Below are 19109 nucleotides of genomic sequence, written 5' to 3' on the forward strand. Positions count from 1 at the left end.
ACAGTAAGGGCGCGTCCGCCCTTAGATAAGAATTTGACGGCGACATCGAACGATCTTTATCCAAAGGCGGACGCGCCCTTGCTGTATTTAAAACTTGTTTTACTTAATAATTACACCTGTATTTATTAATTTATGAGAAAACGTATTTTTTTCCATTGCTATTGAGTCTAGAGCTCGCATCACTACTTAGGGTCTTCCGCCATACTCAATTTTAGTCCTCGAAGAACGGCATTTGAGGAGACTTACTACACTAGCACTTGTGACGGATCAGACCTACTTTCGTGTACGACATTGTCTCTTTAGACACAATTGTTTTGGCCCTAAAGCGAAACGAAATTGTTCCGATGTGAGAATCGCGCTAATTAGTTCTTACATTGGGAATTAGGAATTATTCTCCCTCTTATTTTGGATACTAAATTACCGAAACTTAGTTGAACTACGCAATTCAACGACTAAACAACCGCATTGAGCAGTTACCATAGAACGACGACAAGTTAGTGGCTAAAAACAAAAAGAAGAAAACGGACGTAAGCAAACTTATTTTACATCTTGTGTATTTATCGGCACGCAAGAAAACGTCACTCCGAACGATCAAAAAAAACTCAAAGAAAAACAAGCAAACAATTATGGGGGTCAAGAAAAAGAACAAGACTTAAATAAAAAAAAACACGTCGTAAAAAAAGGTTATCAAGACCATGATTTTCTCGCACGACTACAAGGCACGTATAAACAAGACGTTACAGTGATTAAGCTCGTAACCTTCAAACACACGAATATAATTTTCTAGAGTTTTGTGATAGCAAATTTTATAGGGGACTCAATGTATCAAGTGGCGGTTATATTGGTAGTAAAAAATTTGGTCTGTTGGGTTACCAGTAAAGGAATCATAGAAGTCTGAACGACATTCAGTAAGATATCCAAAACACGAAACCACATAGGTTTTCGAGGGATTCTAGTTGTTCGTTAACTTTTTAAACTAAAAACATAAGAAGATTAAACCGTCCGAGTTCGCTTGGTCAAAACAGATCTTCAAGGAAATCACTACTATAAAGTACGTTTTATATTATATTCTTCCCAGAAGCTGGCGATAGCGACGTAACGAATTACTCGAGTAAGTTCGCATAAAATTTTACTTGGAGAAATAAAACTTACTAAAGAAATCGCGCTTAATCACTAAAAAGAGACTCATCGAGGAGTAATCAAAGTGATTGGTTAAAAAAATGAAAGCCGACTGACAGTACTATCGCTTGTTATTGACGTCAGTCCCTTATTTAATTAAGAAGATCAGAACAGTACATTTTAAGGAAAATTTCGATTTAGGTAATCAGATTTAGACCTTGATGTATGGTTGAACTATAAGGTGATATAACTTACAAAGTGGTTTCACGTTCATAAGTTTTATAATTTAGAGTAATTCGTTCTTGTTAGATAAAAAAGAAAAATATTATTCAAGGTAGCCGTATTTGTAATACTGGTTTTGGTGTTAGGCGTAGTCTCGGTAGAACGAACTGTCTGTTGTAAGGTCCGAACTACTTACACTACCACTAACATGTACTCGGTATAAGTCTTCTTCTTATATGTCGTCATAGAGGAAATTATAACCGGTGCGGGCTATCAAGAGGACATAACCGAACTTCAAGAGGTAATTGGTGTATTCCTATACAATTAAGCTTCCTTTATAATTCAAAGGGAGGAGGGTTCCGTGCTTGACAGTCTCGTAACCTTTATAGTAATACACCACGTCCTTCAAAGTAATACTTTCAGGGTAAATGAAGAAGAAATCTCTGTGACAGGGATACCCCAAGCCATTTTGGGCTACGGCTCATTTGTTGATTATCCGAATTATTCCATGCAAAATATTAAAACACCAAGTATCAGCGCCACTAGGACAGAAATAAAATAATTCGATAGTATTTCGAGAGTAACCCTCCAGGCGTTAAAAAAACACTTGATTTTATCCAAAAGCGTAGAGAAACGGTTAGTACTCAGGTTAAATAGTTCTATTCAGAGAGATCACATAGCTCGGCGTTATTATCGATATTGCTGGGTTTTATATTATATATTACGTCCTCGTATAAATAAAGGCCAATTGAGTTGGTTCCAATTCCTTTGATCTCCGTACCAGGGCGGCTTTCGACGGACTGGTTATAATATGGGTTATCTATGCGGTGACCGCGCTTAGCGCCACCCCTTGTAGAGACGTTCGTATCATCCATGCCACCGTAAGTCACCACGTTCATACTAACGATTATGCTAAAGTGGATATTCCTATACGGTGGTTAAAGGCGAGTCTTTTTCTTATTTCTCTCCTATTTATTTTTATCTTTATGGTTGTCGGGGGTTATTCTTTTGCCCAAAGGACGGTTTTATTAGACTATTATTCGGGTAGTTACCTTAATTATAGCAATTGTGGTTATCACGATATTTCAATCGCTGATCTCGTAGAAAATTATTTTTAGGAAGACTAAAGTGCTCTTTTGAACAATATATTCGTTACTCATTTATCAACGAGTAACGATTATACGAGCATTTTTATTACCGATTATTATTAAATGCGACTACTTGTTTTTCGTGTTAGAAACGTCCTCCGAGCCACCATACAAACCATACGTTTTTCCAAAGTCCAAGTTGCGAAAATTCTGCATTTATTTAAGGATAATTAGGTTCATCGCGAGGTTAATTTATTCGGTTTGCGGTAGGGGTTCTCACTTCTCATAGAAGCCAGTTATTTTGTGACTCGTTGCTACGCCATTTACTTGGGTTTTTTTATGGTTTTTTCCGTCATGAATTATGATTTGAAGGGCGTTTTGGTGCAGCTACCGGCCGGTATACGAGTTACTCTTTTCAACAGCTTGGTCCTTCAAGAGGAGGGTGCCGTTAAGGAACTTAATTAGATTTTTTTTGTTTGTTATAGCCCCTTTCCTATGGGTTTCTTACTTTTAGACCATGGTTTCGCTATGTACGACACCTTGGACAGTATTAGCTGTAGCTCTCTTAGTTTCAAAAAGAAGACGGCTATACTAGCCGTATTACAGGATTATTATGGGGAGGATTACCCGCGTATTTTTTCGGATGACTTTTATGCGGTTTCCACTCTTCCTCTCTGTGTTTTATCTGTAATCTACCTTTCTTATAAACGCGTTTATTTCCTCATTTTAACCGTATTTCTTCTTTTAGTTTGGTAAGATTTCATAAAGGCATATTCGGCCGTTTTTATGAAAAAAAGAAGCATGCTAGGTATTAACATAAAACAATATCACAGGGAATCAAGAAATATTTGATAAAATGAAATTAAACAGAGATAAAATAAAGGTCGCTAACTTATCGGGATTACCTACATGCGATAGCGCTTTGCGAACCCCAGACTTGTAGGAAATTATTCTCACAGAATCTCCCCGAAAAATCACTTGGTGCTTTGTCGCTCCCTCTAAAGAGTAAAGGAGCAACAAGATTTTTCTATTTGAGAAGACTCAATTAGGTTTTTCCTGAGGTACGGTTATGCGGGAAACCTCATTAGGCCTAACGAAAAAGACTCAGTTCTAGTTTACAGGTATTACGTTCACCCCCGAGTAAGGTTAAGCAAGACACCTACAAAAGTAGGTATAGATGTAGGTATTAATCGCAAAAAGGTAATCCTCTCTGCAACTATACGCTTCGTGACGAGTACGAACGCACGCCCTATTACTGTAATTCCGCGGTAAAAAAATAATTTAACGGAAGTTTTAGGTAGGTTATTTAACAGAGGTCTAGTACCGAGTTTTTTCTACAAGGTAAGCGTCGGGTACGACCTGACATAAGCAAAACTCATAAGAAATATTACACTATTGGTGACGGTAGTCGTAACTAATTACGGTCCACGGTTAGTAACAGATATTTCCATAACTTGTCATCAAAAACCGACAGCCCGCTGGTGTGACCTAATTTCGATAAACCCCTTCCCCGTAAAAAGTTATTCCACCGAAATGGACAGAGTTCACGTTAATAACGGTCCTTCGCCAAAAGGTCCAATAGTCGTAGACAAATAAGTGATACCTCCCACTATTGTAGTCGTTGCTAATTCCTACTCGATTCCTTTCACTATGGTACTTCCTTCCTCAGTTAAGTAAATAAAAAAAATATCGGGAGTAACGACCTAAACCTCCCAAAAATAAACCAAAACTAAGGTCGCAGTAACGCCTACAATTTCTAGTTCAATACCGGGTTAACAGAGAAAGGCTCACCGTTACCAGGGTCTAACATTCGTAATCATAGGAACCAACGCAAGAACCATAAGGAAATTCACCAAAGAAACGACTGTCCGATTCAGCCGCGAAGAATGATTTTTGTCAACGTTACCCGAAATAAAACCCCTGGCGAGATACACGTGAGTGGCCACTAAAGTATACCAATAATCGACCAGCTAAGTAGTAGCCGCAAACATAACCATAACGAAGAATATATCGAGGCAACAAGTAGCGCCTTTAACGAGGAGGGTTATCTTCTCCTTGAAATCAAGACTAATTACCAAATTGCTAATGAAAACCGGTTCGATATCGAATAAATTAGCCAATAAAGGAAGTACTAATAAGCTGTTTGTCAACCGCTAACAATAAACCTTACCCTTCATAAGGACGAAACTAAGATAAATGGCCCTACGTAAAACAAGGGGTAAGAGGTGCAACCCAGTACTTCTTTATACCTCACTTATTTTGTGAGTCCGAAAATGTCTCTTAGGCAGGGAGGCCAATACTGTAAGTTTTTCTTTAGCTACTTTAAGTCTCATTAAATTTTGCTTAAGTTGGCTTATTATTGAATAATAGGTTTCGCGGTTAATAAAAACAAGAGCGACAACCGTAACGAAATCCCTATAAAGTCGTTAAGAGCCCTTAATTACGGCAGTACATAATGCCCGGTCACTAGAAACTTAGACATCCGAAAATAGGACAATGATTACGGTAAAACCGGTGAAAAACGTACCCGCGCCAATTAAAAAATAAATGCGATGACTGTAATAAAATATAGCTATGGGAACCAGCTGCAAAGAATAATAATTCGCCATGCTACTAGCGACGTAACTCAGAGAAACACCAAACGAACAATAAATTATGTGGTAATGGTCCAGTTTTTAAAACCTATAACCCCCGAAATAGTCATATGCACTACCCAATAACGTAATCACAGCCTAGAAATAAAACCCAAAATTAGAGGCTTTAGATAGGAAATAGGCACGCACCGGACCGCTACTCGTAACGGTGACACCACGTTACCCCGCGATTAAAACATCAGAGATATAGAAAAAACTGCTAAATGGTTTTAAATCCGCTCCGCGAAAGAAAACGGTATAAACCAAGTAATACGAACTACCGGAAAAAGAAATAAATAGTAAAACATGGACTTTGTTGTCCTTAAAGAAATCTTTTTTATCTTTTTTTAAATGATCGTCCATTTTTTTAGTCCCTGTAGCCGTTCGGTCATAGTCGTTATTTTTGTTTACTTAAACTTAATCACTCTCTCATTTTTACCTTTTACTTTTACTTGTTTCTTCTACAGCATATCCTTAGTAACCACGGCCTGCTTAGCCATTTAATGTACGTCTCTTATAGTTTTTAATAAATGGTGTTAAACTCGATGTTCGGTAGCGGCTAGGAATAAACTTATTTCGCACCCGGCTATTTACAAGATAACGGCCGGTTATGTGGGTAAAACTTCTTCATGACAAAGTAGGTTTAAACCTACGCTAAAACTAACGAAGTGGAAGCTTAAATGTACACGTCGTCTAATTTCGTCGTTCACTTCGACCCTTTCGCTATAAAACACTTTTTGGTTAACCGAACTTACTTCTTCTTTAAAACCTACGCAATGTATGTCACGTCCGCTTATTATGCAATAACGTCGAACCAAAATTAGCTGCAAAACTAGGGTCAAAACGCATAGATGTTTTCGTCCACGTTCGTCCACTTTAACCTCGTCACGTAGACCAATTCTAATGGAGAGCACTAGGACAAACAGGAGGATTTCTTATAACGCGATGGAGGCCACCATATAAATACCTATACTGGTAAGTACTAAAACTATACCGCGCAAAAGATTGGGTTAGTCTTCAACAACTCCAGATACGTTGGCCTCGTCAAGAATAATTAGGACTAAAACTCCGTAATCTACTACAGCTATGCCGCTAGTAGGTTTACGCAAAACGGTTGCCACGAAACCCTCATTAGCTATTATCAGCAGTCCGGCAAATACCTATGCTAGTTGCGTAACTTCAGAAACCATTTCTTCCTTACAATGACCGTTTGTTAGTTAACTTTGTAAGTCACTACGTAATGCGGTTATGCAAGTGTCTTGTTCGGTTAGGCCTTATAAAAAAGGAACTCGCGATAGTAGTCCGTAAATCCCGTCTCAATTGAAGTAAAATACTACGGACCGCCGTATTAGTTGGTTCAGGACACAGACCCTCTCTACCCAACGAGCGAAATGCGTATCGAGTTCGTCGCTTTGTTAGCGATCATTGGTTTAATGGACAAAAAAACTCAACTCCTGCCGTACTAAGTAGTTAGTAAAATAAAACTACGTTGTTCTGGACATCTAAACTAAACGTACCCCGCACACCGTCAACTAGAAATACGTCTCGTTTAACCGGAACGTGACTCGCTCCGGGTCTCAAAATTTTTTATGAATCCGCCGACACGCCCTTTATAGCGACATCCGCGCCGAGCGGAACCGGACTTAACATACTACAAAAGAACATAACCGGTCCTACTCTACCCCGCAAAAAATTTTTTGCTTGAGCTTTCACTTCCTCAGTTATGCTTAAATAACGTTCTTTGACGGGTAGTAAATTGACCGGAACAAAACGATCCATAATTCGGCGGCGTACTCAAAGGAAATTACAAAATAGCGTGACTAACACGCCTATACGTTTAATTCAGCGTAGTTTATTTGGTTTTATATAACGTCGTCCGTTTTCGATAAAATTAATGTCCGTGCCCAAATAGGTGTCTTCGCTACGATGTTTGATGACTTCTTCAACATGTTGCACGTGCTTTTCGGCTTTGACGTCAGCAAGAACTAGACCTAATAGCAGGTCAAGAAACCCCTAATTGACGTAACCCTCTACCTCTTTGAGCTATAGAGGTCTCGGTTTTGCACTCATTTTGGATAGTTGTGTAAAACGGAAAAACACTAAATTAACAACCATGCCTTCTCCTTTAAACATAACGGCCACCCACGCTACTTCACCTATCGCGTAATGTCTTTTATTCCCCCAATTGAGTTCGAGGACATCACTATTTTGTTCCACTTTTTCCTACACTTCAATTAAAACGGGTGTCGTCGGTCTTGGACGGTTGATTTGGCAAAGGACAACTTCATGAATTACATGAACCACGACCCCTACCTAAATACCGGCCAGAAAATAGACGAGAAAATGCTCCTGTTTGAACCCTCCAACGATGATGAATACGTTTACGTTCACCACGAAATCAGCAGTGCGCAGTACCAACACGAGGCCGATAAGGAATATTTCTTCTTGAGCTCATAAAATAAGTGGTAAAACTACTTGTAGGCGCCTAAACCTTGTCACGAGTAAATTGCGTTAACGTGGTTTTCTTTCGCGTAGGGGTCCACGAATAATTCTTAGGTGTTCCCAAGGGATTGCCTAAGTTAAGCTAACAGTGGTATTTAGGAAATAGCTTACTGTCGTACTTAAAATCGAGTTAATTTAATTGACGTCCTGTCTTGATAAATAAATTACTCGTAATACTTAAACGCCGCGATAATTACTGCCCTTCGCATCTTAAAGTAAAACGCGTAGTTGCAGTTGCGCAGCGCGCTATGCTAATAAAAAGAGTTCTTGGATATCAGGATGTAACGGGTAGTCCGGTTTATCGCCGACAACTTCGCAACTGACTAACACTTTAAGATAACTAACTTTGACTCTTACTACGAAGTAAACGAGGAAATAATAAATTAGTCAGCTTAGAAAACCTCAACCTATTAGCTCCTTTTCTGTAAAATCTGCTATCGAGCATAGCGTAGCATTCCTGACATAAACTATTCGCGTTGTCTGGACTCAGTTTAAACCAACAACCGCTTTAATAATGGAAGGTTCCCTCTACCAGTTCAATAGGGAGGGTAATAGTGCTAGTTGGACTTTAGATAGTAATGGCAAAAAGTCTTGGTGTTCCGATACGCAAACCACTTGTACCCTTTCTCCAAAATGCATAGCTCTTAATACTATGAATAGCTTAGCGCTTACGAGTCTGGGTACGCGTAACACGACGGGGACCCATACGAGAAATATGTGAAACCAAATATGCAGTAAATTTTCTATTGGGCATGTACTGCGGTTGGAAATAGTTTCTCGTACTTACCTGCTCTTGTGTATTCCGTTTATTGGCCCATACCTTTTTATTATTAGAATATCCTGTCGAAAGTACTTCTAATCTAACTGTTACCGAGTCCGGAATAACTCTAAAAATCGTTTAGTTATACATCACAACCTACTATTTAGTGTAGTCAAACAACGTCCGTATAAACCTTAAAAACCCGTACCGTTACACTGACCATATCCGCTCCGAGAACTTATGCTGTTAATACCAAACTGAATAATAGTTCCCGTATTGCTTGTTCCTTACCGAGTACGTCGCTGTCGTATACGCTTTGTTTTTTTATCTAATTCATAAAAACGAACATGGAGAAGGTATCCAGGTCCACGCTGGTTATACTAATGACGTCGTCGATGGCGGTGTTGGTTATCTTAAGGAAATAACAATGATGGTCCGCTATATAAGTCAACGTCTGTTGGTCTAGGACATAATGTTGTTGAACTTCGTAGTGTGCTGATATGAGATAGACAATTACTGACGAAGTTTGGCCACTCATTCATAACCCTGGCTTAATTAGCGGGTCTCGTCAACTACTGCCGCACGTAGTTACGGTACTCTCACGAGTGGCTAGGACAGCTTTGGCCACGACAGTGAAATACAAACGGCGTCCTACACGTTAGACTTCGGATACTAATACTTCTAAGGAAAAAACGTTTTGCCAAAACCGTGTAACTATCTCGCGGCCACCAACTTGCACGAGAACTCCTTCGTTGCGTTGAATAAGAATTTCGGTTTTTCGGAAAGTAATAACGGCCTCCCCCGCACGTAATAAGTAACCGCCGACTACACAATAGCGTTAAACGACTTGTAGTATTTTAGGGACAACGCCTTTGGGTCCGACCATTTTCACGAAACGGTCGGTCAGTAAGGTACTTACACCCGCCTCATCCACAATGCCCAAGACTTCATCGCTTACAAAACACGCGTGTTCGACTACACTAAAATCACTAACCAAGTGCGGACGTTCTAAAATGGTGGCGCAGATTTACCCCAAAATTTTTAGTTCTTACGGTTTAATAAGTAGAGTTACAAAGAGCAAAACTACGTTAGTTTTACTTACCAAACTACAACTTTCCTCTACGTTTTTGTCCGAACCTCGTTAATCCTTCCTTTAACCCGCGCATAGTTTGTGGGGTTCTTATAGTCGTTGTCCACGCCGTGATAGTTTTACTTACCGTCGTCCTCCATTTTGCGTAACCACGAAGCGGGGTCCATCGTCTTCCACCCAATAGTGTTTAATTCCAGAATTCAGATAATTTACTCTACCACTGACTTCTCCTACAGTAATAGACACGGCGCCCGTCAAACGGGCCACTAAACGTGGCAGAAACCTTAAGGTTTTTCGGATTTCTAATAGTAGACCTTATGCGAATGAGAACGTACCCGATGCTTCAGCGTCGCCCAAATCCCCATGCTGACCGCTTTCTTTTATGAGGACCATTGCATATACAGAACCACCCACTACCGTCGAAACACTACTACGTAAGACTTGACGACTGCTCATAAGTTCTCGCATTTTTTTACTGGTAATAGTAAAAACTATTAGTACCAAAAGTTACGTAATCTTTGAACGTTCTTTCAGTCCCATCGGTTCCTAAACCATTACTCAAAGCGATAGCCCTCCGATTTTGGTTATTCAATAGGCCCCTAATAAATGGCTAACTAAAAACATTTATACGGCGGCCTGAGCCGCGATTTTGAAAAAAACAGCTAAGAATACTCGTTGACCGACAACGATACCTACGCCGAGTGTTACTTGTTGTTAGGAGGCACTAACAGCATGGCTATGACGGATTTTGGTACTCATTACCGATAGTTTGGACCACCGCGCAGCGCCAACGTCTTTATAGGTTAAGATTTCTTCATTGGTTCCGCGTAGTGCACTACGTCCTTGTTAATTTTGTCCAATTTCTTATAATTCCTTTTCTACATACGTATAATTTGACCCTTATCGTGGTTAATTAACCACGTTACTACTACTAGGACTCAACCCGTTCCTTTAATCAAAACTTGTTACGTAATTTCTTTACAGTCTTCGTCCAATACACCCCTGTCTTGAACCATTATTTATAGGAGCACTCCAAAGACAAAATTTTTTCCGCAATTTACTCGCATCTAACGTCAATAGATCACGAACCAAGTCATGAATAAAATGGCTCAGATGCGTTATACTCGTATGAAATAGCGCTAAATACCTCGTAAATTCAAAGTACGCTCGCTACCCGCGTAGCAAATAGTTACAAACACTTACGCCGGTAAGGTAAGTTCCTTGTGTTGTCGGACAAAATTCAGGCGTTTTTGGACTTAAATCACTCCGTGTCACCCCTTTTGACTAAGTCCCTAATGTACGGTAACCGGCATAACGAATACTAAAATTATACGCAGAACAAATAGTGATAGTACGTCCTTGCCCCCAAAAAATACTCGTACTTTAGCTAATAAATTACCTTTTATGTTCGGGCGTTAACTAAAGAAATAACGAACTGTGTCCCGTACGGCGCAACCGCTTATAACTAAGCGAACTAAATTAGTTATTTATATTACTAGCGTAAAACATACAAGTAAATTTCCTATAAGCACGACTTCAAGAATCGGCTCACTTCTTGCTTGTATACTCAAAATACCTACGTCATGCACGACCCCATAAATGACAAGGACCTCTACCACGGTAACTGAAAGAGAGGTAGTAATTCTACGACGTTTTTTTAGTTATAAGGCCAACCTACTAGCAACTCCGCCTTGTTCTAGGGCTTTTTCGCGGAGGTGAACGCATGCGCGCTTTTCGGAAACTAAAAAACGTCGTTTTGGATTTTTCACTTATTTTGAGGTCTTGCTTACAATAACTTCCACGTACTGGTCCCTAATAAATGTGTGATTAGGGACGAGGCGGGACGGTAGTTTAAGCGAGTAATTTTCTAGTTAAAAAACAGGATTTACTAAGAAGGGATGATAAACAAGCCTCCGAAATATTTCTATTCGGTACTTTAATATTGAACAACATAAAGGAAGACTAACCGCAGCAACATAAAAAACGAGAAGGCTTGCGTACGAGAAATTATTGCGGAAGTAGTTGAGGACTATCGACCATAGTAGAAGGAAGTACAATTTAGCTCTTGTCTCCAGGGGATGCGAAACCTATATGAATTTCTAGTTAACAAAAAAACGTAGTTTTTATAGAGATAGGTGAAATAACTGGCGTTACAGTTTAAGAGAAAGTTCTTATATAAGTATGTTCTATTTACTTTTAACTGTTTGGGTCCCTTGTAAAGAGAGCAACGATTTCCTGCTAAATAGAAATTACAGTCATTACTCTCATCCCGATGAAAGTTTGTCCAATGCATTCCGAACTTATTTTAACTAATCTGACGATAATTTTTCCCAAAGTATTTCTAGGCACCATTTAAGACAGAACTTAAGAAATAACATAAGAAACTGACGGCTAAATTGAAGAAAATCTAAGTCTAACTAAAGAAAATTTTGCGCAAGTTTTATCAGTTCTACTAATAATAGTAATTGAAGATAAAGAAATTAAAAAAACTAATTTGTAAATCGTTTTAGTAAGGAAACTTGGTTATTAAGGCGAAGAAATGGAAATATCCAAAAAAGTAGGCGAACGCTAACTATCCAAAGGTTATAAAAAACTGTTATTGCCAGACAGTATAGGAATTTTTACGGGTAATAGGGAGAGAAGAAATCAATCGGTCTTTTTAGGAGTTTTAATGTAAGACAAAAGCTCCTGCAGGTAAGAAGGCAAGTGTCGTAATGAAAGTTTTAGTGATTACAGTTTTACTATCCGGTTACTTTTTATGCCAAATAAAAAGTTGTTGTCGGAAAAAAAGATTTACGCTATAGAATACAGCAGTAATATTTTTTATATTAAAGATGCTTCAAAAGTATTGCTTAACAAGTTAAACTAGACGTCCTTAAATCTTAAGTTTTACTTCGGTACTTTTATCAATTCTATTAGTATCACTAATTATAATTGAGTAACACTCGATATCATTTTCAATAAAAGAACTCATTTTTTTAAGAGCAAAACCACGGCTTCTTAACTGCCCCTTCAGATCTAAAATTAGCTATACTAAAATCAAGAAACGAGTTCTAAGTTAAGTAATCCCGCACAATTGTTAAGTAAGGGATCAATTCACTGTTTCTCAAACGAATAGCACTCTTCAACTTGTTTTTTTTAGATTTGGTAATAATTCGGATAGTTTGATTTCCCTTCCGGTAGTCACGGTTAACAACGTAAGAAAAAATTTTTATTAGACATTGAGGGGACCAATAGGGAACAAATTCATTAAAATTTGGATTTACAAGTTGATATTAATTCTAATATTCGCGCTACACCTCGTTGGATCATAAAAAATTACACTATTTTTTATTATTTAAAAGAAGTTTGTGCTTATGTAAGGTCCACAAACGAGTAATTTTTTATGTCAAAAATAAACTCCGAGAATACCCTATACGTGATAACCTAAAAAATCTAATACCATCACTACCTGTTCGGTGTAAAATACGTTGGTAACTTCCTTTTTTCCGGTTAAGGATAGTCCTAATAAATGAACAAAATCTATCGCAATGCGCATAGTCAGTTTTACTTCTCCTACGAGGGAATAGTGGTCGCGTACACTCTTTAAACCGTTTTTACGACAACGTTTTTAAGGTTCGCGTAGAAGCTTTCTACGTTTTGCTAACCGTGCTATTTTTGTTGGGAGTTGATATATGTCATCGCTTTGTCGACCTTCGCAAACGAATAGATTGTCCTCTTGTTCTCCGTTAATTTTTTTATGAATATCTTAAGGGGAATAACTTAAGATATTTCACACTAATACTTCGAATATCCCTACTTTTGAAAAATTTATTAAAAAATTTACTCCTCCTATGCGAATTTAAATTCTTAAAGCTAGCATTAAATGAACGTAATGTTTACTACTAAGCGCATAACCTAGGGGCAATATAGTTAGTTGCTCTACTCGTCCAGACGCCGCAATTACGAAAACATGTGTTAGAGCGGAATAAATTAGGGAACTTTATGCATGTTTAGCATAGTGTCGAACAAAGTTTTCCGCACACACTAGAATTTCTTAAACGACCGTTTCTTCCGTATAACGCGTAACTTCATTGACTGCGCCAACGTTTATTTTTTTCACTGGTCCCTCTATGATAAGCTCTACAGCTAGTACAGTAAAATTTACCCTAGGCAAGAAGCCTTTTAAGATAACGAGCGATATCACTTCTTCCACGTCTTGACCGGTTCGTCGAGAAACCGCAATGCTGGGTGGTCCTTTAGTTGGCCACCTACTTTGTCCGTCCAATAGTGGTACACGTTTTATAAGGGTAGGTATTAGCCCTTCGTTATTTCGTTAATGTTGAGGAGTAGGTCCTACCAATGTTCCAACCAAAACGCCCATGTCCTCTAGAACGAAGAATATAAGAACTAGGTCTCCTACCACAAGGACTCTCATTTTTAGATTATGTTGCGAAATACCTACCAGTAAAAAAATAATAATCTTTATAGCTCATACTACTTGTTTTGCTACTCCATTTACAGGCGTAATACTGAACCCCCGCCCTTCTTAGTCGTAGGTAAGGCAAACTACATACCTTTTTCTTGTATCCCGAACAACCGTGCCGCCAACAACCAGTTCTGGGGATGTACTTGAAATACAAGGCACGAGCGCGAGCTCTCTATCTACTAAACGTTGTATCGTGAATAACGAGAGGACTTCGGATAACAAACTTACATTTCTTATAGTAGCCTCGATGCGGACCTATACTTTTTTAATTATTTAATAACTCAGTCCGCAAATTCGTACTCTTACCTCATTGGACCATAGTTCGTCGGTTTCTTTATGTTCTATACTAGGTCCTTAATGGATTTCTTTTTCGCGACTACTAGGGGAGTTTTTATAGCTAATAAGGGTTACAATGTAGCCTCTAATTTTGCCTCAAACTGGCCTAAGTAGTAGATGTATCAGCATGGGTCTTTTAATACCGAAATCTTGCAGAACCTTGGGTTCTATTATAACTTCAAGTCGCTGTTAATTACGGTAACATACGTGTTAGTCCGGTTACCCTCTTCTATTCTCCAGAGAATCGCTTACATCTCCCAATGTCAGCGTGCCTATCCCTTTATTAGATACTTTCGGACCTTGATCCTACAACAGAACATGAACCTCTGCATTTTCAGGGGTTTCTATATCGCCTTAACCATCTTCTTTTATGTTTTAAATTAAAATTTCGGTTCCTAAATTAGGCTCATAATTCACTTTAATGGCCCTATGGATTTCCCCCTCGAAAATGGATGCCGTAAGCTTCGTCTAACAATCTCCATCAATTAGTATCCGAACTCCTTCTTCCTTTTCTTTTCCAAGCATCAGAATCACTCCAATAAAATATATTCTTCCTATAGAAATTAAATCACAGCAATGACCTATTTCTTTAGGAACCATACCTGGGCAGGGTACTACAATACTTTTTTCTCGTTGACTTCTTTAAAACATTACATGAACACCCATCTTAACTTTTGTTTCTGAGTAATGTTCTAGTCCAACTAAATGTAACACGAAGTTCGGATTTCGTGTTTGATGGGTCTCAAAATTCTTTTCATAGACTCAAAAAAAATTTTCATCGAAGATAAAAACTATTTTTATAGTATTGGTTTCCACAACGTTTCTAATTCTCAAAATTTCTTCTCTAGTTGTTATTATCTCTTTTACTATTCGTTCTTGTTAACCCGAGTTCACATTACGGTTTGAGTTACGGCAGAATTAAGGAAAATATAGTTTGGATTTCACGTGGACCTTACGTTCTCAATATTCCTTATTATTCCAAACCATCGAGAACGAAGATACACAAGTCACTTAAACGACTTCCTTAAAACCTTCACGAGCCCATTTAGATCCCTATAATCGTAAAATAGTTAAGAAACCTCTAATCCATTTTAGAGTAATTCCTGACAACGTAGCTAAAGAAGAGGTGATAGGTCTAGCAATGATAAAGATTAACGTTATTTATTGACTCGATAAAATCTACCATGCTCGTAATTATTTCAAACATTACATAGAAGTAGTAAGCTGGGGAGAGATCCTAAAAAGTTAACAAGCTGCTACAAAAGATAAAAAAACTTAACTATTCTACCTTAAAACGAATTCAATTAATCTAAACAATTCCTTATTAAGTTTATTAATTTAACAAGTTAAAAATCGTGAGCAAGTTGTTAAAATAGGAGAAGCGACTTGAGGAGACGACAGAGCCGGAATTCTTACATTGAATGTTTTCAAAGGTTTAGTCTAAGTCTTATTGAAGCCCGATTCGGATCTATTATTTCTAGCGCTTAGCGAGCTGAGGGACCGAGACGCGACTCCACCGGTCAAGATAATTTATTAAACACAAGAAATGCTTCACTTAAAAGTGTTTCTCAAGGTGGAAGTTACCAGGTTATGAGGAGTCGGCTTCCTGGTATTGATATGTACCTGAAACATCCTATATTTCAAAGGTAGTTCCCTAGTAGAGATATAAAGCCAGGGACCTTTTTTCCAGGTTTTAATAGAGACCGAAACGGACATTCTAACACGTCTCGCACTTATTCAAGTACTGGATTATTTTATTTACCGCCCGGTTATAGTCAATCGGGGAACGGTCGACTCCGTATCTGGAGGTTTAAGTTACTTCTTTGAAATAGTAATATCGCTATTAGATGTGGTTATGCGTGACAAGGTCTTGGCTGAGGCGCTTCCCAGAGGGAAAATTTTTAGCAAAATTTTAGAACGAGTCCACAATAGCTAAAAGACCTTTTAAGGCCCGAACAAAAACGCTCAGGAGGACGTCGGTAACTTGTAAGTTTTAATAACGACCCGAAATTCTAATTAACTCGAAGGAAGCAACAATCGTTTATTAAATCAAAATGTTAGTTGAAATAAGGAAGGCCAGACCTTCGTTAAACGTAATTCTCACTCAATTACTTTAATTTAAGAAGCGATCAATCACTTAATAAAAATAAATATAATCACTCATCAACCATTTTTAACCAAGCGTGTTAAAGGAACCCAAGAAAAAGAAAATTAAGCCCTTCTTACATAACCAACAAATTACTTTAAAGAACAAGTAGTACTTATATCTCGCGGCTTTAACGTATATTTAATAAACAATTTAGTAATACCTGTTGAACATTCAGGGAGTTCTATAAAAAATAGCGCTCTTAAAAAAACTTTTTATATTAAACGAGAAGAAAGCTACGAAGCCCCAATTTAAAACGTATAACGCGAAGCTAACGAAGCATACGGCGTACTAAATTGACTAGTTATATGCGCCGAACAACGTAATTTAGTACGAGTATCAGGGCGCCTTCGAGTGAAACTACGAATTACGGGTTGAGTCTATTAACAACCCTTTATCGGAATTAAAATAAACGGTACTAGTTTTGTTTTAGTTAACCCCAATAAATATAATATCCACTAATTTTAAACTGATAGGACCCCCTTTCCTTATTAGCTACTACGAAGAACGTCTTCTTTATAATTAATCGCGTCCCTTTTACATTACTCCTCTGCAAACCTAATTTATGTGCAAGATATGAATACTTTTTGGTAATGAAAAAAACCTTGGCGCTACGTGCTTTTAAAATACAGATGGAACAACTCAGGATAGTGCAACGACAAAGAACAACTCCGAAAAAAGAATTAAAAACAATGACGTAAACAAACCTTATAAAAAGAATTATACGTTATGTGGTTAAAAAATAAAGTCAGCAAATTATTTTGTGTGTTACATAGACGGTATAATAACTTCAGTCATGAGAAACAAGGGTAACATGAATAACCTAACTAGCGACTCATACTTACCAGCAACAATTGGGTACGCTTAAAGAAAGGAAATTAGTCAAGGGGTAAACATGCGAAATTAAAACAACCCAAATAACAAAGAGATTCACGTAATTAAAAATAATTTTTGGACCTATTTTTTCTTTCCCGGAGTTTTAAACTCCAAAGATATAAAAAACAGTGAATATAAGACCAAAACATAGATAAAATAAATTAGTAAGAATACCCCTGTCAATATTAGGCAAACTTACGTAAAGGACTACCTAAAGAATCTTCAGTAAGAATAGGTCACCGCGTTGCTTATTTGGAGATACAAGAACCACGTAATAAGAACCAAGTAAACGAACAACAAAAGGAACGCCATAGACAATTCTGTAACGTCGCTCAAAACGAGAATAACTGGATATGATAACGGGAACGACGACGGATAAGTTACCACAAAATTTTTTGCCAAACAAGGATTCGCTTCTTTTAGTGACCTCTGAGTCACTCTCGGAGGAAAATAGTACTATTAATACTACAAATATCTATCAATAAATTACTAAATTTTAGAACTAGTTTAAGCAGTAGGAAAAGCTTAAGGAGAAGTCAACGTAACTCCGGACAATTAACGGAAACAACTATCCGGTCGTAATCAGGTATTTATGATAAGCTCTCGCCCCCTCTTTTGTACGGACAAAATCCACGAAGTTAATTGAGTTAAGGAACAAGTCGTTCGAAGCGTTCGCATAGCTAAAAATAAAGTAATTATTCGCAAGGACGAAAAGAATCATCAAGTTAAAATTCGTTCCCATAAACCCGATTCAAATACCAAAATTTGAATAGATAAAGCCAGAACTATTCTGGTCATTTAAGAAAGAATTAAAGATTACACGATATGTATCAGCTTATCCATATAACTAGACGTATCTCATCAGGCCTCTATCAGAACTAGTTCCGTACGGTTGATGCTAGTACGTCGTAGGTATTATACCCTAACAATCCTTTAAGAAATATCGGTAAAACATTTACTTGACGGGGTCTGAGGTTATTGAGTTGGTTAAATAAACGCTCGTTTAATTATAGAAAAAGTTTAACTAAATTCGGCAATACATGAAAGAGACGAGCTTCGTTCGGCCACTAAAGAAAAAAATAACAGAAATAAACAAATACATTTCTTTAATTTAGCCGAAGAAGTAATTTAACAGCGAAGTTTATTACGCGACTGAGTTACATCAAAACTTCGCCAAGACAAACATATGAACCCACTGCTATCTATCTTTTTATCTCGAGCGTTTGCGGGTTTGTGTGAGCCATTCGGGGGTTCCGTGTTCGTTTAACAACGTATTTCCGAACACGAAGCCCTCATATCAAAAAAAGCCCAAATTTCTCCATATGTGGCAGAACAAATACTTTGAGATTCCCATTCGGTGAACGATTTTGCACTCATAGTTTTCGCCGATGTTCTGCGCCCAAAAGACGACTTAGGTATTAACTAAGACGTCAGCGATGATTATATGCAAGTAGTCGGTTCGTAACAAGGTATCGTAGTGCTTGGTATAACTTCGATTTTTGAACAAGAAGAGGGACTCGTTGAAGCCACTCAAAAACCCACGCGGGGAGTAATTTTTTTATCAAGAAATTATTCAAGGAATAAAGTTTGTAGTGAAACGCTATCACAAGTTCTGCCCATTTTTAACCGACTCAACGGAACAAATAAAGAACAGCCACCTCGAGCTCAAAAAGAAGGTATCATAGAGGAAGATATAGGAAATTACCAAATTAAAGATGTCACGCGATCCAAGCCACAGTTCCACAAATTAAAAAAGCTATTTTAAATTATGAAAAAATTAACAATTTTCTTTACCACTACGTGTACTACACACATAAGGCCTCGCTTTACTAGTGGTTAAGGCCGGCGTAAACTAGCGTCTAAGGCCTT

General features: G+C 37.9%; 2 protein-coding genes. Both read left to right on the forward strand.

Annotation, left to right across the window (positions count from 1 at the left end; genetic code table 11):
* The first annotated feature begins 1702 nt into the window (after positions 1-1702).
* Positions 1703-1903, forward strand: coding sequence for a hypothetical protein (locus DGG96_RS11915; RefSeq protein ID WP_110142885.1), 201 nt, complete (start codon positions 1703-1705; stop codon positions 1901-1903).
* A gap of 16814 nt (positions 1904-18717) precedes the next feature.
* A complete protein-coding gene (locus DGG96_RS11935; RefSeq protein ID WP_110142889.1) occupies positions 18718-19005 on the forward strand; it encodes a hypothetical protein in 288 nt (95 codons plus the stop codon).
* The last annotated feature ends 104 nt before the right edge of the window (positions 19006-19109 follow it).

This window comes from Legionella qingyii, assembly GCF_003184185.1.